Origin of the sequence: Brevibacillus brevis (assembly GCF_022026395.1) — a bacterium.
Lineage (GTDB): Bacteria > Bacillota > Bacilli > Brevibacillales > Brevibacillaceae > Brevibacillus.
In genome coordinates this window covers 4,152,853-4,171,209 of sequence record NZ_CP041767.1, presented here as the reverse complement: position 1 = coordinate 4,171,209, position 18,357 = coordinate 4,152,853, and the positions used below count along the sequence as shown (strand labels likewise).

At 48.4% G+C, this 18,357-nt stretch carries 20 protein-coding genes; 16 read left to right on the top strand and 4 right to left on the bottom strand.

The features are described 5' to 3' along the window. Nucleotides 1-79 precede the first annotated feature (79 nt). From FO446_RS19745 to FO446_RS19735, 3 genes are all read left to right on the top strand, one after another. On the top strand, nt 80-1,075 hold the full coding sequence (locus FO446_RS19745; protein WP_173612275.1) for a hypothetical protein: 996 nt from the start codon (nt 80-82) through the stop codon (nt 1,073-1,075). Next, nucleotides 1,072-1,347, top strand: a complete 276-nt coding sequence (locus tag FO446_RS19740) for a hypothetical protein (protein ID WP_173612276.1) — start codon at nt 1,072-1,074, stop codon at nt 1,345-1,347. The genes FO446_RS19745 and FO446_RS19740 overlap by 4 nt, the downstream gene beginning before the upstream one ends. An 81-nt stretch (nt 1,348-1,428) precedes the next feature. Further along, complete coding sequence (locus tag FO446_RS19735; RefSeq protein ID WP_221868812.1) at nt 1,429-3,498, top strand: YecA family protein; 2,070 nt, start codon at nt 1,429-1,431, stop codon at nt 3,496-3,498. 71 nt (nt 3,499-3,569) lie between these two features. On the opposite strand, the gene FO446_RS19730 is transcribed toward FO446_RS19735, so the two are convergent. Next, entirely contained in the window at nt 3,570-4,787 is a 1,218-nt protein-coding gene (locus FO446_RS19730) for an MFS transporter (protein ID WP_221868813.1), read from the bottom strand. 228 nt (nt 4,788-5,015) lie between these two features. On the opposite strand from FO446_RS19730, the gene FO446_RS19725 reads away from it, so the two are divergent. From FO446_RS19725 to FO446_RS19685, 9 genes are all read left to right on the top strand, one after another. Next, on the top strand, nt 5,016-5,969 hold the full coding sequence (locus tag FO446_RS19725) for a carbohydrate kinase family protein (protein WP_221868814.1): 954 nt from the start codon (nt 5,016-5,018) through the stop codon (nt 5,967-5,969). A gap of 57 nt (nt 5,970-6,026) precedes the next feature. Further along, the gene (locus tag FO446_RS19720; RefSeq protein WP_007717021.1) at nt 6,027-6,164 is read left to right on the top strand and encodes a hypothetical protein; all 138 of its coding nucleotides are present in this window, start codon (nt 6,027-6,029) and stop codon (nt 6,162-6,164) included. A 230-nt stretch (nt 6,165-6,394) separates the two neighbouring features. Further along, complete coding sequence (locus FO446_RS19715; RefSeq protein ID WP_237898885.1) at nt 6,395-7,843, top strand: LCP family protein; 1,449 nt, start codon at nt 6,395-6,397, stop codon at nt 7,841-7,843. A 174-nt stretch (nt 7,844-8,017) separates the two neighbouring features. Continuing rightward, the gene (locus FO446_RS19710; protein WP_007717017.1) at nt 8,018-8,332 is read left to right on the top strand and encodes a hypothetical protein; all 315 of its coding nucleotides are present in this window, start codon (nt 8,018-8,020) and stop codon (nt 8,330-8,332) included. A 75-nt stretch (nt 8,333-8,407) separates the two neighbouring features. Next, entirely contained in the window at nt 8,408-8,878 is a 471-nt protein-coding gene (locus FO446_RS19705; RefSeq protein ID WP_237898883.1) for a hypothetical protein, read from the top strand. Nucleotides 8,879-9,025: 147 nt separating this feature from the next. Beyond that, nucleotides 9,026-11,029 carry an FAD-dependent oxidoreductase gene (locus tag FO446_RS19700; protein WP_237898882.1) on the top strand — a complete coding sequence of 668 codons (2,004 nt, stop codon included), beginning with the start codon at nt 9,026-9,028 and terminating at the stop codon, nt 11,027-11,029. A gap of 165 nt (nt 11,030-11,194) precedes the next feature. Continuing rightward, the gene (locus FO446_RS19695; RefSeq protein WP_173612308.1) at nt 11,195-11,491 is read left to right on the top strand and encodes a hypothetical protein; all 297 of its coding nucleotides are present in this window, start codon (nt 11,195-11,197) and stop codon (nt 11,489-11,491) included. A 73-nt stretch (nt 11,492-11,564) separates the two neighbouring features. Beyond that, complete coding sequence (locus tag FO446_RS19690; RefSeq protein WP_237898879.1) at nt 11,565-12,413, top strand: YtnP family quorum-quenching lactonase; 849 nt, start codon at nt 11,565-11,567, stop codon at nt 12,411-12,413. 227 nt (nt 12,414-12,640) lie between these two features. Then, on the top strand, nt 12,641-13,876 hold the full coding sequence (locus FO446_RS19685; protein ID WP_173612284.1) for an MDR family MFS transporter: 1,236 nt from the start codon (nt 12,641-12,643) through the stop codon (nt 13,874-13,876). On the opposite strand, the gene FO446_RS19680 is transcribed toward FO446_RS19685, so the two are convergent. After that, a complete protein-coding gene (locus FO446_RS19680) occupies nt 13,868-14,656 on the bottom strand; it encodes a GDSL-type esterase/lipase family protein (protein ID WP_173612285.1) in 789 nt (262 codons plus the stop codon). The two genes, FO446_RS19685 and FO446_RS19680, sit on opposite strands and share 9 nt — an antisense overlap. Before the next feature lie 129 nt (nt 14,657-14,785). On the opposite strand from FO446_RS19680, the gene FO446_RS19675 reads away from it, so the two are divergent. The 3 genes from FO446_RS19675 (at nt 14,786) to FO446_RS19665 (ending at nt 17,235) form a co-directional block, all read left to right on the top strand. Beyond that, a complete protein-coding gene (locus tag FO446_RS19675; protein ID WP_173612286.1) occupies nt 14,786-15,745 on the top strand; it encodes an ABC transporter ATP-binding protein in 960 nt (319 codons plus the stop codon). Continuing rightward, nucleotides 15,711-16,706 (top strand): ABC transporter permease, encoded by a 996-nt coding sequence (locus FO446_RS19670; RefSeq protein WP_237898877.1) that lies wholly within the window; start codon nt 15,711-15,713, stop codon nt 16,704-16,706. Before FO446_RS19675 ends, FO446_RS19670 begins: the two co-directional genes overlap by 35 nt. Before the next feature lie 88 nt (nt 16,707-16,794). Beyond that, nucleotides 16,795-17,235, top strand: coding sequence for a small multi-drug export protein (locus FO446_RS19665; RefSeq protein ID WP_173612287.1), 441 nt, complete (start codon nt 16,795-16,797; stop codon nt 17,233-17,235). 48 nt (nt 17,236-17,283) lie between these two features. On the opposite strand, the gene FO446_RS19660 is transcribed toward FO446_RS19665, so the two are convergent. Next, entirely contained in the window at nt 17,284-17,742 is a 459-nt protein-coding gene (locus tag FO446_RS19660) for a GNAT family N-acetyltransferase (RefSeq protein ID WP_221868854.1), read from the bottom strand. Between the two features lie 146 nt (nt 17,743-17,888). On the opposite strand from FO446_RS19660, the gene FO446_RS19655 reads away from it, so the two are divergent. Then, nucleotides 17,889-18,149 (top strand): DUF2573 family protein, encoded by a 261-nt coding sequence (locus FO446_RS19655; protein ID WP_047068533.1) that lies wholly within the window; start codon nt 17,889-17,891, stop codon nt 18,147-18,149. A 46-nt stretch (nt 18,150-18,195) separates the two neighbouring features. Here the strand turns inward: FO446_RS19655 and FO446_RS19650 are convergent, their stop codons facing one another. Beyond that, entirely contained in the window at nt 18,196-18,354 is a 159-nt protein-coding gene (locus tag FO446_RS19650) for a DUF1835 domain-containing protein (protein WP_221868821.1), read from the bottom strand. Nucleotides 18,355-18,357 lie beyond the last annotated feature (3 nt).

The window sequence follows — 18,357 nt, the reverse complement described above, 5'->3', positions numbered from 1 at the left end:
TTTTTTCTTTTTGTAGAATAACTTCTTGATTCCCATTTGATTTGGCAAACAATGCCGATCACGAGAAGGAGAAAGTGCAATGAAACGGCCAACTTATACCCTACCAAGTATTGTAAAAAAGGTATTCCGGCCCGGTGAGCGCTCCCTTCCACGTACGGAGATCTGCTCCCGGATGGAAGCGAATGAGCTGAATGCTTTTTTGGATCTGGACTGCAAGACAATACTGGATAAAGTGTTGAACATGGAGCAGTCTCCAGTGCGAGTTGGAAGCTCAGAGGCGATCGTAGAGGTCACTCACCAGCCGCATCAAGTGTACGACTTGGCTCATCGCTATTTGCGCGATAGCCAAACACCAAAAAAGCTTGAGCAAATTGTCGCAGAGCTGCGTCGTCAAACGCAGTTTGGTTGGAATCAGATTCTTCGTATGCTGCAATTGGAACGCGATCCTCGCTTTGTGCAATATCAAGGCGACAGCAGATGGTTTTTGGCAGAGTGGACTTTGGGCAATGACCAAGTGTATGAGTTTTGCCGCGACAATGGCATTACGCAGGTTTCTGCTCGCACATTAGTCCATTTTCTGGAGCAGGAAGTAGGCATTGCTGCAGATGCTGCTTTTCTCCCAGCGCAAGATGACCGCTTCCGCATTGACGGTGATACCATGTACATCATTGCTCGTAGCGAAGATTCCAAGGAAGAGCAGGCGGCCCTCGAGGTTGCTGTTGCTGCCCCTTCTGTATCGATAGGAAACAGCGAGTCCGTCTCAGAAGAAATTGCATCGGAAGAACCAGCGAATCCCTTACACCAGGTGGAAGAACAACAAGAACGATTATTTACTAAGGAGGAAGCTACTATGTCTACCATTACCAACCAGCAAGTTCTCGAGGAAGTACAAAAACTGATGCAAGAAGCTATCAGCCGCTTGGAGACAAGAAACCAAGAAATGTCCCAAGAAGTTGTCGCTCATTTTCAACAAAGCAATATGCAAGCTATAGAAGTGCTCATGAAAGAGAAACATAAGCATGAGCAGATCGTACTTGGCATTCAACAGGTGCTAGCGACCAGTGAGCAACAATGAGTCAACTTGAGGCTACGATCCGGTTAGAGCAGAGATTTGCCATCCTGCGCGAGGTTATCGCGGGCTATCGGATTCGCCTTCAAGAAATGGAGAAGGAAGTGGTGGAGCTTTTTGCCACGAACCAACTCTCTGCTATTTCAGCATGCATGGGCGAGAAGCAGCGCATCGTCAGGTTGATGAATCGTCTGGAACAATTTATTGTCCAATGGGAAAGCAACAACACGGATGTGGGTATCGCACATGAACCAAAGCGAGAACACTTGAACACATGACGAGTAATGCGGTAAAATAGGGGGATTGTGCATGATTCCCCGCGCATGCCGCGTGGGATGGAAAGGAGATCCAAACCCTCTATGTCGGTAGGAAGAAACGAACTGTGCCCTTGTGGGAGCGGAAAAAAATACAAAAAATGCTGTGGGGTTGTTACTCCTATTACGGAGCTGCGTAGCCGCCACGAGCAAAAGCTGCAAAAAGAATACGCTGGCTGGGTCGAAAGACTGAATCATTTTGTCGGCGCAAACGTAACCAGTGAGACGATTCAAGAAGCACGCAATCGTTTTGCCGAAGAAGTAGGCTTGACCCAAGAGAGCGTCGCACGTCCTGAATGGGCTGCCCATTTCTTCAACTGGTGTGTATTGGACGTCAAAACAGGTGGAAGCACGCTGCTTGAGAACTATATCAAACAGCATGGACGTCGGATGGAGCCTGATCTTCGCCGTGCGTTTGCTGGATTGCACCTGAATGTTTATGAAATCGTGGAAGTGGAGCGTGATGTCATCACGGTTCAACACCCGATTTCGGAAGAAAAACACTATCTGCTTCGTGCCAATACGTTGAATGTTGTCCCTGGACAATTGATCGTAGGGCGCCTGCTGAATCTGGGTCTGCGTGATATGCTCTTCTCTGGCAGCATCATCTTGCAGCCACATGTCAAGGAAAGCCTGCTCGAGTGGTTACAACAGCATCCAGAAGTAGAAGCTGCGAAGACAGATACGGGCAAGAGAAGCTATACGACAGAGCTGTATCATTTCATCGTTCAATTTGGTGAAGCGGCAAGTGAGTCGGAAGCGCCGAAGCAAGAATCGCTTCTGCGTCGTACCTATGCTATGCCAGACCGTAAACAGCTATTGAAAGTAATCGAGTCGAATCCTTCATTTGAGCTGAAAAAACGGGATGGTGCTCGTGAGACATGGGTATATGCGACACGCAAGGAAGAGCATTTGTTCCCGAATTTAAAGGATGCCTTGCTGGAGCTATACGAAGTACAAGCAGAAGTGATTTTGCAAGATGACAGCCTGATTCTGGAAGGGTATGCACGGCAGTTGGACGAAGTCGCAGAGCTTTTGCTGCTGCTTGCATTTGAGAACGAAGAGGAGATCCGCGTTCTTACTTCAACGGGCTCTCGTTTATCCAAAGGAACTCTGTTTATCACGAGTCAGCCTACTTTGCCACCAAAAGTGCTGCAGTGGGCAGTCCAAACTTATTTTGCTGAAAAATGGCTGGTTACTTCCCATGAACAGCTCGATGATTTGGCTCCGCTCTTGGTTGCGGCTACTGAAAACGAGGAGCTGCATGAAAAACTCCACAAACTGATGGAGCAAATGGAACAGGATCATAAAGTTGGACAAGGATTGGCTCGCTTTATCCGAATGGACATGCTTCGTCCTCGTCTCTCGTTGTCAAATGACAGCCTGCATGTGCATAACCTGCTGCGCCGTCCGTTGATCGAGGGATTGCCGGAGAGTGTGTACACTGTACATCCTGACAGACTTGCGGACATCAATCGCTTCGTGCAAGAGATGACCGATGGCAAGTCGGAAGCAACCGTCAAAAAGTACGATGAGGTCATGAACAACTTCCGTTCATTCGTCAGAGGAGCGTTTGGCCCATCTTTCACATGGGAGCAGTTGCGCAGAGAGGACCTGGTATACTTCCTCGTCCACGACATTTTCACGCGCACGGACGCAACGACCAAAACGTTGGCAACCAATCTGATGTCTGTTTTGACGGCGTTCTTCAAGTGGCTGGATAAGCAAGGACCATACACGCTTTATCCTGTCATGCAGCCACTGTTCGCCGAGTTGAAGGAAACATTGCCGGAATCCTATCGCTTGCGTGGTGTGCTGGAAAAAGAAGCGACTCAAAATCTTTACAGCAACACGGTGGCGCTCAAAAATATCACGGAAGAATCCTTGCTCGTGCAAGAGATCACTGCATCTGGTTGTACGGCAAAACGTGCGAATGGCGAGACAATCAAGCTGTCTATTGGCGTTGATTGGGGTACTATGCTGTCAGCAGATTGGATGATCCATGGCTTGTTCGGTCAAGGTGAGGATGGTACTTGGAGACTGTATGGTACGCCTGAAGTGTATCCGCCAGTCATTGCCCAAGTGCTGGGCGCACCAACAGGTGTATTGGTCTAGCTTCCCTAACATGAAGTAAACCCGAGGATGTGTGTCCTCGGGTTTTTGTTTTGACTTTTTATTGGTATAGATTAGTGAGCCCATTCGCGGAGTGTTTTGTCTTTCGGCAAGAAAAAGCCCATAAACCCGATCAACGGGAGGAACGAACATAACAGAATGACAAAGCTCAGACTGTAGAGATCGGCGAGATAGCCGAATACGAGAGCGCCCATGCCTCCCATTCCGAAGGCAAGTCCGATAATCAGCCCGGATACGGTACCGATTTTGCCAGGCAATAGCTCTTGGGCATATACGACCGTGACGGAGAAGCTGGAAAGCATGATAAAGCCGCTGATCACCAGTAATGGAAAGGCCCAAAAGCCGGAGACGTAAGGGGTCAGCAATGTCAGCGGCAGTGAACCGAGTGTGGAGAGGATGAGCAAATTCCTTTTTCCGAACCGGTCCGACAGCGGTCCACCAAAAAATGTCCCAATCGCTCCTGCGAAAAGAAAACCAAAAATGACAAGCTGTGCGTTGGCATAATCCATATCTTTCACATACATCAAATAAAACTGGTAAAAGCTTTGATAACCAGCATTCATCCAGGAACGCACACTGACGATGACAATCAGGAGGCCGAGAGCAATCAGCCGCTTGTTTCGATTGGTATACGTGAGAGGTGCGGCAGTGGCCTTTTTCAAACGCTGTTGTCCACGATACCAGAGCGCAACATAGAGCAAGATGCCGCTAGCTAATAGCCCGGGCAGCAGAAACCAGGCAGCTCCTGTCTGTCCCAGGTTCGCAAAGACCAAGATCGTCATCAAGGGAGCGAGTGCTTGACCAGCATTTCCCCCAACTTGAAAAATAGATTGCCCCAGCCCTCTGCGAGGACCAGATGCCAAGTGGGCGAAGCGTGAGGCTTCTGGGTGGAAGATGGCTGAACCAATTCCAACACAGGCGACTGCTGCGAGTACGAAATAGTAATTGCCAGAGAAAGCGAGTGCAAGCATCCCCAATCCCGATACGATCAACGCCAGAGGTGGCAATAAAGGGATCGATTTGCGATCGGAGAAGTAACCGACGAATGGTTGCAAAACAGATGAAGTAAGATTCATGACAAGCAAAATCATTCCGACTTGTGTAAACGTTAATGCTAGATTCTTCTCTACAATAGGAAGCAATGCAGGGATGACTGCTTGCAAGCTGTCGTTTAACAGATGCGCAATGCTAATGGCAAAGAGCATGCGATAGACAGTCGGTGCCGCAGTCCCTGCAGGTGTAGATTGAATGGGTGTCGATGAGGCACTCATGTCAGTTCATCCCAACCTTTCTTTCGTAACTTACTTTTTCATTTTTTTCAATGTAGCACGGATTCTACAGGACGTCATCCATGAATGCTGGGAATATGATGGTTGGATATAAAGGATTTGATCTGTCAGGAAGTTTTTAAAAAGGTAGGTAAAAAGGAAGACGCTGTCGAAAAAAGAGAGAAGCACAATGGACTAGACCATGAGCAGAAGGCTAGGGGGAATGCTGGAATGCTGGAAGGTATAACAGAATACTGGCTATGCGTGGGTGGAGCCAATGTTGACGTGCAGGGAGTCACTTCTGCCAGACTGTTGCCCGGAACAAGTAATCCGGGTGAAGTGCATCAAGCGGCAGGCGGCGTAGCTCGAAACGTGGCGGAAAATCTGGGATGGCTAGGAGAAGAAGTGCAGCTGTTTGCTTTGGTTGGAGAAGATGCAGATGGCGAGTGGTTAAGACAGGTCACAGCAAGTAGTGGAGTGGCTACCCATGGCATGTTGCGAATCGCAGGGAAATCGACTGGGCGCTACTTGGCTATTCGTGATCGTGATGGTGAATTGTACACGGCTGTTGCTGATATGGAACTAAATGAAGAGTGGCCAGCAGAGATTGTCCAGCAAGGTCTTAAGTGCTTGCCTCAGGCTGCAGGCTTGTTTCTTGATGCCAATCTTCCCGGCGAGGTTATGCGGGCATTTTTGGCGGAAGCGAGGAGACTCGACAAAAAGGTCATCGTAGACCCTGTTTCTGTGAAAAAAGCAGAAAAATGGAAAGGGTTACTTGAAGGCGTTCATATACTCGTCGCGAGCATTGATGAACTGGAAGTGTTAGGTGGCCAAACCCTTCATTCCTATAATGATGTAGAAGTATGCGCGAAAAAATTGGTGGCTGAAGGTATTCATCAGGTCATGGTCATTTGTGGGGAGGCAGGGCTGTGGCTGTGCACTGAACGGGAGAAAAAATGGCTTGCTGCCCCGGCTATGCCGATTCGAGAGTCTGCGGGAGATGCGTTTGCTGCCGGGATCATTTATGCGCAAAACAAAACGTTGTCCCTTGCAGAACAAGCAGCCTTCGGCGTTGCTCTGGCCGAAATGCGAACAAAAGGAAATGGACGATACGATATCGATGTCCTTTTGGCACGAAAAGATTACTATGCCGCTAAAGAAAGACAGTTCCTCGACAGGGAATGAAAATACATAGCTTGACGTACACTACCCGTTAGTTGGTACAGAGGAGGAGTGTATGTCATGGAAAAGAAATCGAATGATGTGAACGGGAAACAAGAGAGCCATGTTCGACAGGGCGGAGATTCACACCGCTCCAAAAACAAACGTCCTGAAGGTCCTGTGCAGGGATTTAGTCAGGCACCACGCGGCTTGCAATAAGCCAAAAGTGATATGTGAAACTAAAGTCCCCCTTATCGACAAAAAGATGGGGGACTTTTCGTTTAAAGGAACATTTTTCTACAAATGCAGACAACGTTATGGTACAATACCTGAATCAGAGTATTGCCAACTGAAGAAAAAAGTGGTGCATATTGTCGAGTGGCACAATTCAAAATCGTGCCTCCCTTTACTTTGTCAAAAAGCGTGCGCGAACAAGGAGACTGATTCATATGCCAGATACTGTTGTGAAAACACGCGCTTCAGCTTCTCGAAAGAAACAGCCGAGCCGTAGTCGAAAAATACGTAAACTCGTGATATCCTTCACATTGATCACCTTGCTGCTGGTTGGTGGTGTGGCTGGAGCAATTTATTGGAAAATTGAAGACACTCTGACGGAAGTAACGAGCCCTACAAACAATGGATTTACTTCGCCAGTATCCCAAAATGTCGATCCTGTTTACCACTCGGATAAGCCAATGTCGTTTGTATTGCTTGGTTCTGATTCCCGTCCTGAAACAGGTTCCATGAATACAGACGTAATGATCGTGGCAGTTGCTAACCCGAAGACGAAGAAAGTTACCATGGTATCGATTCCGCGGGACACACGCGTCAAGATCCCAGGCTATCGCGACTACCATAAGATCAATTCTGTCTATGCCAATGGCGAAGCAGAACGCAGGCAAGCAGAGCGCAATAACCAGACGGTTACCGAAGATGGTATTTCTTTAACAAAGAAAACGTTGAATGAAATACTGGGTATCCCAATTGAGCACTTTGTAGCCATTGATTTTGATGGTTTCAAAGCGGTCATTGATGAATTGGGTGGAGTAGAAGTCAATGTGGATCGCAGACTGGTATACGATGATCCAACTGACGATACACACATCAATCTCCAGCCAGGACTTCAAAAATTGAATGGCGAGCAAGCCCTTGGTTATGTACGACATCGTCATGACAACCGTGGAACGAAGTACTATTCCAGTGACTTCGACCGTAACCGCCGCCAACAAGAGGTCATCAAGGCTGTCGTGGACAAAGCGGCTTCTCTTGAAGGCTTGACGAAGATATTTAACGTTATGGACGTAGGTGCCAAGAATATACATACCGATCTTTCCAAAGATCAGATCAAAGGATTGGCCTACGATTTCAAAGGATTTAATTCCTCTACGGTCACTGCATTGGATAATGGGGCATATTGGCAGGGAGGATATACGTATCTCGAAAAAGAAAAGCTTGAGTCTGTTCGCGATTCCTTGCAGTCTGAGATGGGAGTGACCGGGAGTGCAGTAGCGTTTAACAATTCCCCGATACTCGGTTCTGGTGAAGCGGTTGCGACAAGCAACAAGAAGAGCGTTAAGAAGAAAACGACAGAATCAGCTGCGTCAACGTCAGCAAAACATAAAACGGAGGCTCCGAAAGAACAAGAGCCGACAAATTCAACAGGCAATCAAGATGGTACAGCAGATGAAGGCGCAATGCCGCCACCTGATGTCGTAAACCCAGAAGGGCAAGGTCAGTCGACAAATCAAGGTCAGGGAGCACAGACGCCTGCGACTGATCCAACACAAACTGTACCAACAGGTAATAACGGCAACAACTCTACTCCACCGCCGGACATCCCGCCGTCCAATCAGGATGCTGGTCCTTCAACTACAGATGGTCCGAGCACGAACTCCTAACAAGTACGAAAGCACCCGTTCATCACGAGCGGGTGTTTTTTATTTGTCGATTCATATAAATTTTTAAAAATTCGTTTATGGAAAAGGTTTAGAAAACACCAATTTCGTGGTACAATAATAATATGCTGATAAGACAGATTAATCAGATAATTATTACTGACTGGAGGGATTTCTATGACGATTTTCTTGGTGAACCTGTTCTTGGTGATTGCTTTTGTGTACCTGATCAGCCGCCAACAAAATGAAGAGTTTGTGTACGATGAAGATTTTTTCCTCCAGAATCCTTCAGCTTTGGAAGAATATCAGCAGATGCCGATTGATTTCCAGCACGCCTTTTTCCGCAAGCATAAAGAGTGGATTAAGGAAAAATATATGCGCGGAGAAAGCTACATTTTAGGCTACTGTCCAAACAAAGAAGTACGTCGTGCGTGGCTGTCAGAATTCATGAATCAAAAAAATATGAACAATACACCGACCCCTTCCTCGTGAAGGGGTTTTTCGCATCTGTAGAAGTCATGCTATACTGCTACGAGAGGATATCGTGAAACAGGAGGAAAGAAGTACGTGCTACAATTTATGGTGGAAAAACTAAATCAACAGTTACATATGCATGGAATGATCTCAGATATCGTTTTGCGCTCTGATCATTCTTTGTTGGAAGAATCGGAAGGGCAAGAGGTTCTGATCACATTTTCCGAGGCGGAGAACGAGAAGCAACCAACGGCTACCATTCATTTGTTTCCACTTGCGGAAGAGGACAGCTGTGAAATTGAGGTGGAAATTGTCTATCCTTATAGCTTGCAAGATGAGGAGATTCAAAAATTATGGACGCAAGCAAAAAGCTTGGTAGCTGAGTGCTCACTGACAGAAAAGCGCCGCTTTGTGGAGTCTGGCATGCAGGCAGAAGCGAATGTCGTGCTGGATTATCACTTTATCGTGCAGATGCCGCGAACAGAAGCGGAGGATATGGCATTTACAGAAACCATCGCCAGGTTTTCCGGGGATTTGGGGATGCTCGTCAAACTCGGCACATAAGAAAATAGGTTGTACATAAGGAAAGCTCAGGCGTAATGTCCTGAGCTTTTAGCATGAAAGGCGAGTAAGGAGGAATATGAGGAGGAGAGAGAGAATCGTATAGATAATGAAAATGAATGAGCATTCACTCGTTGGGAGGCGTTTAACGTGGAACTTTCAAAAGTATGGGAACCGATTCAGATTGGTTCGATGACGTTGGCAAATCGCATTATGATGGGGTCCATGCACGTTGGATTTGAAAAGCTGCAGAATGGTGTAGCGCGGCTTGCTGCCTTTTACGCAGAGCGTGCAAATGGAGAGGCAGGTCTGATCGTGACTGGAGGGGCTGCCGTACATCCAGAAGGCGGCATGGGCGACGAGTATTGCAATGTATACCAGGACGAGGATATCGAGAAATTGCGCCTGATCACGAAAGAGGTTCATCAAGCCAATGGAAGAATTGCGTTGCAGCTGTTCCATGCCGGGCGTTATGCGTACAAGGAAGCGACAGGATTAGACCCGGTAGCCCCATCGCCATTGCAGGCGCCGATTAACCGTTGGAAGCCGAGAGAGTTACGCGCAGAGGAGATCGAATCTACGATCCAATGTTTTGCTGATGGTGCCGTCCGCGCCAAAAAAGCTGGTTTTGATGCCGTAGAAATCATGGGTTCGGAAGGATACTTGATCAATCAATTTTTGTCCCCTGTGACCAATAAGCGAGAAGATGAGTGGGGTGGGGACTTTTTACGCAGAGCACGTTTTGGCATTGAGGTGGCTAAGCGTGTCCGCCAAGCAGTGGGACCGGATTATCCGATCATCTACCGTATGTCGGGATTGGACTTGATGCCAGATAGTACGACGATGGAAGAGACATTGCAATTTGCCAAAATGCTGGAGGAGGCAGGTGTTGATGCTCTCAATATCGGAATTGGCTGGCATGAATCACAAGTACCGACGATTGGCATGATGGTGCCGCGTGGAGCATATGTATGGGTAGCCCAGCAAGTCAAGCAGGTCGTGAACATCCCGGTTATCGCCAGCAATCGAATCAGCGACGTACGTCAGGCTGAAAAGATTTTGTATGAAGAATGCAGTGATATGGTTTCGATGGCCCGTCCATTTTTAGCGGACCCGTATATCGTTCAGAAAAGCAAAGAAGGACGCTTTGATGAGGTAAATACATGTATTGCTTGCAATCAAGCTTGTCTCGACCATATTTTTGATGGGAAGGTAGCCTCCTGTCTGGTCAATCCTCTCGTCGGCAGAGAAGCAGAGTGGCAGTTGGTTCCGGCGGAAAACTGCAAGAAGGTAGCTGTAATCGGCGCGGGTCCTGCCGGCTTGGAGGCAGCTCGTGTGCTGGCTGAACGAGGGCACCAGGTGGTCATCATGGAGGCCAAAAAACAGATCGGTGGACAATTAAACTACGCCAAACAGGTGCCTGGTAAAGAGGAATTTAATGAAACGCTTCGCTATTATCAGACAGAGCTTGCGCGTCTTGGTGTCGAAATCAGGCTGGGAACACTGGCAGAGGCAGAAGCCTTGATCGAAGAGGGCTTTGCAGAAGTTGTGGTGGCAACGGGAGTCATTCCACGGCGTCCAGAGATTCCAGGTATGGAGCTCGGACATGTGAAGGGATATGATGCGGTATTTGAAAAGCGCGCCAAGGTAGGTAGACAAGTGGTCATCGTCGGTGCGGGAGGAATCGCGTGTGATTTGTCCCATTTGCTGATGCACGACGAAACGATCTCACCGAAGGCAGCGGAATACTTGCAGGAGTATCGAATACTGGATGGAAAAGCTGTACAGCAACTACAACAGCGAAAACGAAAAATCAGCATGCTGCGGCGTGGGAAGCATGTCGGATCGGGCTTGGGCAAGACGACGCGCTGGGCAGTTCTCGCCAACCTGAAGAAACGTGGCGTGGAGATGCTGACACAAATTGAATATAGCCGGATTGCAGAAGAAGGGGTATATTTTATTCAGAACGGCGAGGAACGCATGATACCCGCTGATACGGTCATTGTAGCGGCTGGAGCGACCTCCAACAATGCTCTATACCACGCATTGCTTGATCGGCTGCCTGTGCACCTCATAGGCGGGGCGAAAGAAGCGGGAGAGCTCGATGCCAAGCGAGCTATTTTGGAGGGTGCGACCGTCGGAAGAGCGATTTAAGGTGCTGAAAAGATTTTCTATTTCGAAAACAAGGCGAATCGGATATGATTAAGAAAAGTATGTCGTCTTTTTAGAAGTTTTGTCGAATCGCTTTTCAACCACCGCTAATTTTTGCAAAATGAAGTTATACTGTTCAAATTCATTTGATTGGGGGCTCTCGCCTTGATGAACCATAATGGCATTCTCTTAGGGAAACGTTACTTCCTGTACTCGTTAGCACCGTTAGTAGAGGTGGAGGGATGGACGTTTACGATAGCCCCGGGGTTTAAGTTGATCGCGGGCGGGAGTGCCAATCCATTACAGACATTAATCAGCGTTTACCGAGAGACTGAAAAGGTAGCGCAACTCGTGCTTCATCATAGACGAAGTGATTCAGATGTCACTGTGCAGGCTGTATCGAGTGATCTCCTGTTAGAAATCGCCCCGGCGACTAGAACTGTAAGTGTAGCAGAAAAGCTGTAGGCACCCTGAACGGGGTGCTTTTCGCTTTCGAACTTCAATCATCATTCCGAGCAATCGAGGAGGCGTCAGGATCATGGTAGGGAACGAGTGGCAGGTAGGTCAGTTTCAATTGTCTTGGCTGAGAGGGGGGCTCACGAAGCTGGATGGAGGCGCCATGTTTGGAGTGGTGCCCAAGCCGCTATGGAGCAAAAGATACCCATCGAATGATCTCAATCAAATCCCTTTGCGTGCCGACCCGATCCTGGTACAGGCTCATGGCAAGCATATTTTGATTGAATCAGGTATAGGGAATGATCGGCTAACGGAAAAACAGAAGCGCAATTTTGGCTTGGAAGAAGAGTCTCGAGTGGTGGAATCCCTTGCCGCGAAAGGGTTGACTCCTGCCGGTATTGATATTGTCATAATGACACATATGCACTACGATCATGCCAACGGACTTGTCTCTATACGTGATGGACAACTTGTCTCTACATTTCAAAAAGCCGTCATCTACGTACAGGAGCAGGAATGGGCGGAGATGAGAGAGCCGAATGTTCGCTCGAAAAATACATATTGGGAAGAAAACTGGCGTCCGATTGAGAATCAGGTGAAGACGTACGGAGCTTCGCACGAAGTTGTGCCAGGAATCACGCTTCATCATACAGGTGGTCACAGCCAGGGACATGCTATCGTCCGGATGGAGACAGAGGGGCAGGTGCTTTTGCATCTGGCGGACATCATGCCTACACACGCTCACCAAAATCCATTATGGGTGATGGCCTACGACGATTACCCGATGACCTCCATCTATGCAAAAGAAGAATGGATCATCAACGGGATCAAGCAAGGCGCTTGGTTCACGTTTTACCATGATAGCGTTTACCGTGCGGTGAAATGGAACGAACAGGGAGAAATAGTTGATCGTATCGAAGTTGTTTTATAAAAGGAGAGGCAAAGACCGTCAGCGCTTTCTGGCGGTCTTTTGCGTTGTCCAGGGTTAGCGTGTCCAACCTTATCGAATTTTTGATTACTCTCATAGAAAAGTTTCATAATCAAAAAATTTTGAATGCTCATTGACGAACGACCATTGCCTCTCTACAATGGGAACATCACAGAGCATCTGTTCTGGCAGAGGTGGGAGTACATAACAGTCGTGGGGAGAGAGAGAAAATGAGCTGGATCAAGATGCGTTTACAGGAGTTTCACCCGATCGTCTGGTCATTAGTCGTCGGGACCGTGTTCGTCCGGGCTGCCAGCTCGATGAGCATGCCGTTTTTGTTTTTATACTTGTCCAATCAAACAGATATGAGCTTGGCAATGATCGGATTGACGATTGGAGCAGGACCGCTCGCGGGTACAATCGGGGGGTTTATTGCGGGAGCATGGTCGGACAGAATCGGGCGCAGACGAGTCATGCTAGGTGCGTTGTACGTGTGGACGCTCGTGTTCGTCGGATTTGCGCTTAGTAAAGACCCGTGGATTCTGCTTTTGCTCAATATAGCAGGGGGACTCTGTCGATCCTTCTACGAACCGGTCTCACAGGCGCTGATGGCAGATGTAACGCCACAAGAGAAGAGGCTTCGTGTATTCGGTATCCGCTACATGGCGATTAATGTTGGGGTAGCGGTAGGGCCTATCGCAGGGGTAGTGCTTGCGAAAAGCTCTGTCGCTCTACCTTTCCTGGTGACTGCACTGATATATCTCATTTATGTGATTAGCTTGCAAGGATTATTGAACAAGTTCGGCATTAAGCAAATTGAAGGCCAAAAGAAAGAAGTTGTTACATTCGGCCGAGCATTCAGTGTGGTGGTGCAAGATAAAGCGTTTCGTTTGTACATGCTCGCCGGTGTTTTAGGAGCGATTGGCTACTCGCAAATGTCTTCTACGCTGGCCAAATTCGCAGAAATGACGGTCGTGAATGGAACAGAGCTGTTTGCCATCCTGATGACAGTCAATGCGATTGTCGTCGTTGTGATGCAGCTTCCGTTGACGACCTGGGCAGAAAAAAAGACGCCTCTCACCGCCATTTTGGTGGGAAACGCCATGTATGCAGTTGGTGACGTTGGGTATGCCTTTGCCAATTCGTGGCTGATATTCATTGTGGCAATGGTGTTTTTTACGATTGGCGAAATCCTTACATTTACCGCAGGAGACGTCCTGATCGACCGAATGGCCCCGGAGAATATGCGGGGCAGCTATTACGGTGCGAAAAGCTTCAGCAACCTCGGCCAGTTCATCGGTCCGTGGATGGGCGGATTGCTGTTGGCACATTACGGAGGTACGACCTTGTTCCTGGTGGTAGCAGCGACTTCGATGATGAGTAGTGCCTTCCAATGGGCGGGTGCTCGTGCTTTTGAGGCAACCCGGGGCAAATCCTTGAATGAAGCGAGGGTTGAATCACTCTAGGGCTTGCAAGATGCGATCAGCCATCCGTTTATAGCCTTCCGCATTCGGGTGGAAGTGGTCTGTATACAGGTAGTTTTGTTCCTTACGCAAGAATAAGTCGTAGGTCGGCACCACGAATACTTGCGGGTATCGTGAGGCGATTTGGGACGCCTGATTGTTCCAATCGAGCACGGGCCCGATGGTGTCGACGGATGCTTCCGTATTGCCAAAAGGGTTGTACAGGGAAGTGTAAACGATCGTCGCGGTCTTGTTAACGCTGCGAATTTGTTTGAGAATCTCTTCATAGTTGACCGCGAGCTTATTAAGAGCCGTGGTCACTTTTTCTTTTTCAATGGTATACAGCCCGCCTGTCTGCCTGAACAAGTCATTGCCGCCGATGGTAAAAAGAATCAGATCGGCTTCAGCGAGGAGCTTCTTCACTTGCTCCTGGGACATTTGCTTGAGCAGCTCAGATGATTCCTGTCCATTTATCGCGAGGTTTGTGAACGTAATCGACTGTCCCGATTTTTTCTCCAATGCTTGGCGAACGAGTCCGACATAGCCTTGGCCGTTTGCGTCTCCGGCACCGCGCGTGAGGGAATCCCCTAGAGCGACTACTTTGTGGACACCCTTTTCTGGTAAAGGAGAGGGTGGCTGCTCTTTTTGCGCAGGTGGGTTAGCTGTGGATGGGGCCAGCTGCTGCGGATTCATCGCGAGGACAAAACCTGTCGCAAATAAGAGAAAGGAGAGTAAAGACAAGAGACCTGCCGTGCGCCAAAGAAATTGGCCGGATGTGCGCATCGGGTATCCTCCTATTCGTTGTAAAGTGTATGGTCATGGTATAATGTGGATGGACATCTTATGACAGTGTACCATAAACAGAACGCCATCGTCAGTTGACGAGGGGAGACTCAGATAGGAGGGCGCACATTGGCCGAAACGGTCCTCTCAGTAAAAGGATTGCAAAAAGCGATTGGCAAAAAGCCGATCATTCATGATATTACGTTTGACGTTTTCGCCGGAGAGGTATTTGGATTTCTCGGGCCGAATGGCGCAGGCAAAACGACCACGATCCGCATGCTCGTTGGATTGGCAAAAGCGGATGGGGGAGATATTCGCATCGGAGGCATCTCCCTTCAGGAACAGTTTCCGCAAGCGATTGCCCAGGTTGGTTGTATCGTCGAAAACCCGGAGCTGTACAAGTTTTTGACGGGCAGAGAAAATCTGGAGCAGTTTGCGAGAATGAGCGGTGGTATTACGCCTGAGCGTATTGAGGAAATTGTTCGCTTTGTTGATTTGGAACGGGCGATTGATGATAAGGTAAAAACGTACTCACTCGGAATGAGACAGCGCCTTGGGATAGCGCAGGCACTTTTGCACCGGCCGAAAATATTGATCCTGGACGAACCGACGAACGGTTTGGACCCGGCAGGAATTCGTGAGTTGCGTCAGTTTATTCGCAAGCTTGCCGAGGAGGAAGGGCTCGCTGTCTTTATTTCGAGCCATCTTCTCAGTGAAATCGAGATGATGTGCGACCGGGTGGCGATTATCAGCCAAGGAAAAGTCATCTCGGTTGGATTAGTCAAAGAACTGATGGAGCAGTTTGCTGATCAGGTCGATTGGACAATCCCGTCTTCTTATATACAAAAGGCCGAGCAGCTCTTGCGAAACCTACCAGCAGTGACAGAAGTGTGGGTGGTCAGTGAAGAGCGTCTGAAATCCCGCATGGATATTGAAAAAGTAAGCGAGGCTAACCAAGCGTTGGTCAATGGCGGCATACCTGTGATGGGAATTGCGACGAAGACGGTTACACTGGAAGACCTGTTCCTTACATTGACGGGAGGAGGGGGAAGTCATGGAGCAGAGCATGGTGGGGCTCGTACAGAATGAAACCATAAAATTGCTGCGCAGGCGCCGTTTTCTCGTTGTCGTGCTCATCTTGGCGATTCTGATTCCGATTTTTACATACGCACAGTACCGCTCGGTTGTCACTGCACAAGAACGAATGGGGACGACCGACTGGCGCCCGCTCTTAACCCAACAAATCGTCGATATGCAAAACAGGCTGGCATCAAGCCGTCTTCCAGAAGAGTGGAGAGATTTTATCAAGGTCCGGATCGCACAGCAGCAATATTATTTGGATCACGACATTAACCCGATGGCGCCAGGTGGACCTACTTTTGCCCGTGGCTTTATGGACCAAGCCATTTCAATGTTTTTGCCGATGATTATCGTTGTACTCGCAGTTGACCTCGTATCTTCTGAGTTTAGCGAGGGGACAGTCAAGCTGCTATTGACGCGGCCTGTACGGCGTTGGAAGGTGCTGACCAGCAAATACATCACCCTGTTGCTGTTTACCTCTCTAACGGTTCTCACGACACTAATTCTCGCTTATTTGCTCTCTGGGGTCGTGTTTGGCTATTCAGGTTGGGACCTTCCTATTTTGACTGGCTTTGAAGTATCGCGAGGAGAACTGGAGACATCTGGGGCTTTCATGCTGCCACAATGGCAATTTTTGCTGATGCAGTATGGTCTGGGCTGGTTCGTCTGCGTTGTGGTTGCAACGGTAACACTTATGGTCTCTGTTTTGGTTCGGAGTGCGGCTGCGGGGATGGGAATTATGATGGCCGCGTTAATTAGCGGAACGATCCTGACGCAGATGGCATCCTCCTGGGAATCGTCCAAATACTTGTTCGTGGTTAATTTGCAGTTGACGGATTATCTCAATGGAACACTGCCTCCGATTAAGGGGATGACGTTGCCTTTCTCGTTGACCGTGTTGAGTGTATGGGCGATCGCAGCGCTGATCATTGCGTACGCAACCTTTATCCGAAGGGATGTCACATCCTAATTTGACCTTTTTCGTTACTTTATCCCAAGGCGGCTCGTCTTTATCATGACGAATGAAATAGACAGCGAGAGGAGAAAGGCGAAATAGAATGGATGTATTATGGAAAGCAGGCTCGGTGACACTATCTGGCATGTTTGAACTGTGGGCAGCGATCCCTGTAGGTTTTATGTTGCAGCTACCACCGATTCTGATCGGAATATTTAGTGCGGTGGGTGCGATTATCAGCGCAGGTGCTGTTATTTTTGTGGGAGGTTCGTTGCGCAACTGGCTTTTAAAGCGTGTAGAGAAACGGAGCAATCGTCAGGGGCGCATGTGGCAGATATGGGATAAATACGGAGTGGTTGGTCTTGGTCTCGCTTCGCCGCTCTTAACAGGAGCCCCGCTGGGTGCTGCTATCGGTATCTCGCTGGGAGCCCCTACGAAAAAGCTCATGCTGTGGATGTCGGTGGGCATTATTATCTGGAGTGCACTATTGACGGCAGGAGTGGCATTTGGTCTTTTGCAATTCATGGTACCAGAAACGAAATAGCTATACGCATGAAAACCGCCAATTTCTGGCGGTTTTTGTTCATGCACTTCATAATGTGAGTCTGTAGACAATCTCTCCATCGTATACGTCGCCCGTTTCTTCAAAACCGGTTTGACTGTATAAATGTCTAGCACCTGCATTGTCCGGGCATACGGTCAGGTTGATAAATCTGCTTTGTGGGAAACGGTTCCGAACCGTATCCAGGATCGCTGCGAGAGCCGCTCTGCCATATCCTTTACCTTGGCACCGGTGATCGATCAAAAAACCGTTGAACCAGTAACACCAATCTGTTGAGGCGTCATAGGTAATCATGACAAACCCAACCATTTTATCAGCATCATACAAGCAAAATGGTTCATATTCGCAGTTGTCACCATCAGGTCGGATATGGACCTTCGCCAGTGAAACGGCAACAGACGGAACAAAGCGCTGCTGCTCATCTTGTACCTGCAAGCGTAATGCATCTTGCCAATTATCTCTGGTTGTTGGCACCAGTCGAATACAAATGCCTTTGATAAGTTTTCACCTCGATTCTCTGATAGCTTAAGCGTAACCGATCCCACCTGAAAAATCTTCCTTTTCCGCGTGGGTGTTTTTTCGTAAAATAAACCAAGGATACAAATAGAAAAGTTCCCGAAAGTGAGGTAACTGACATGGACGAGAAAAAAGAAGCGTTGGTCCCTGAATTGGAGGATCTAGTTCATAAATTTACAGAGCTGTTGACAGGAGAAGCGACCCCTGAGCGCGTAGAGATGGTGAAAATATGGTGCCTGTACACGACAATGGCAAAAGCAATGCCACCGCTGATTCAGCATTGGGGAAGCGAGCCTGAGCATATGGAAGCACGCAATCAAATTCGGGAAATCATCGAGCAGATCAAGCAGTGGAATCAGGAGAAAAATCAAAAGCATTAAAAGTAGGAAAAAACGCTGTCACTTTGCGAAAGAGGACAGCGTTTTTTTACTTCAATCGAATCTCTAACCGGCGTAGAGGCGGTCCAACTGAAAAATCATCCTCGATACAGATGATGCTTTCCGTTTGTAGTAGATTCTGTTTGCGGAAGACGGATCGAAGTGTACCGTAGGCAGATAGGCCGAAGCAGATGTGAAACTTGTCCATTCG

Bases quoted from the DNA above. Each gene is read 5' to 3' on its own strand.
- FO446_RS19745 (WP_173612275.1), top strand. From the start codon at position 80: ATGAAACGGCCAACTTATACCCTACCAAGTATTGTAAAAAAGGTATTC.
- FO446_RS19740 (WP_173612276.1), top strand. From the start codon at position 1,072: ATGAGTCAACTTGAGGCTACGATCCGGTTAGAGCAGAGATTTGCCATC.
- FO446_RS19720 (WP_007717021.1), top strand. From the start codon at position 6,027: ATGGAAAAGAAATCGAATGATGTGAACGGGAAACAAGAGAGCCATGTT.
- FO446_RS19685 (WP_173612284.1), top strand. From the start codon at position 12,641: ATGAGCTGGATCAAGATGCGTTTACAGGAGTTTCACCCGATCGTCTGG.
- FO446_RS19665 (WP_173612287.1), top strand. From the start codon at position 16,795: ATGGATGTATTATGGAAAGCAGGCTCGGTGACACTATCTGGCATGTTT.
- FO446_RS19650 (WP_221868821.1), bottom strand. From the start codon at position 18,354: ATGGACAAGTTTCACATCTGCTTCGGCCTATCTGCCTACGGTACACTT.
- FO446_RS19690 (WP_237898879.1), top strand. From the start codon at position 11,565: ATGGTAGGGAACGAGTGGCAGGTAGGTCAGTTTCAATTGTCTTGGCTG.
- FO446_RS19725 (WP_221868814.1), top strand. From the start codon at position 5,016: ATGCTGGAAGGTATAACAGAATACTGGCTATGCGTGGGTGGAGCCAAT.
- FO446_RS19695 (WP_173612308.1), top strand. From the start codon at position 11,195: ATGAACCATAATGGCATTCTCTTAGGGAAACGTTACTTCCTGTACTCG.
- FO446_RS19670 (WP_237898877.1), top strand. From the start codon at position 15,711: ATGGAGCAGAGCATGGTGGGGCTCGTACAGAATGAAACCATAAAATTG.
- FO446_RS19655 (WP_047068533.1), top strand. From the start codon at position 17,889: ATGGACGAGAAAAAAGAAGCGTTGGTCCCTGAATTGGAGGATCTAGTT.
- FO446_RS19735 (WP_221868812.1), top strand. From the start codon at position 1,429: ATGTCGGTAGGAAGAAACGAACTGTGCCCTTGTGGGAGCGGAAAAAAA.
- FO446_RS19710 (WP_007717017.1), top strand. From the start codon at position 8,018: ATGACGATTTTCTTGGTGAACCTGTTCTTGGTGATTGCTTTTGTGTAC.
- FO446_RS19680 (WP_173612285.1), bottom strand. From the start codon at position 14,656: ATGCGCACATCCGGCCAATTTCTTTGGCGCACGGCAGGTCTCTTGTCT.
- FO446_RS19715 (WP_237898885.1), top strand. From the start codon at position 6,395: ATGCCAGATACTGTTGTGAAAACACGCGCTTCAGCTTCTCGAAAGAAA.
- FO446_RS19730 (WP_221868813.1), bottom strand. From the start codon at position 4,787: ATGAGTGCCTCATCGACACCCATTCAATCTACACCTGCAGGGACTGCG.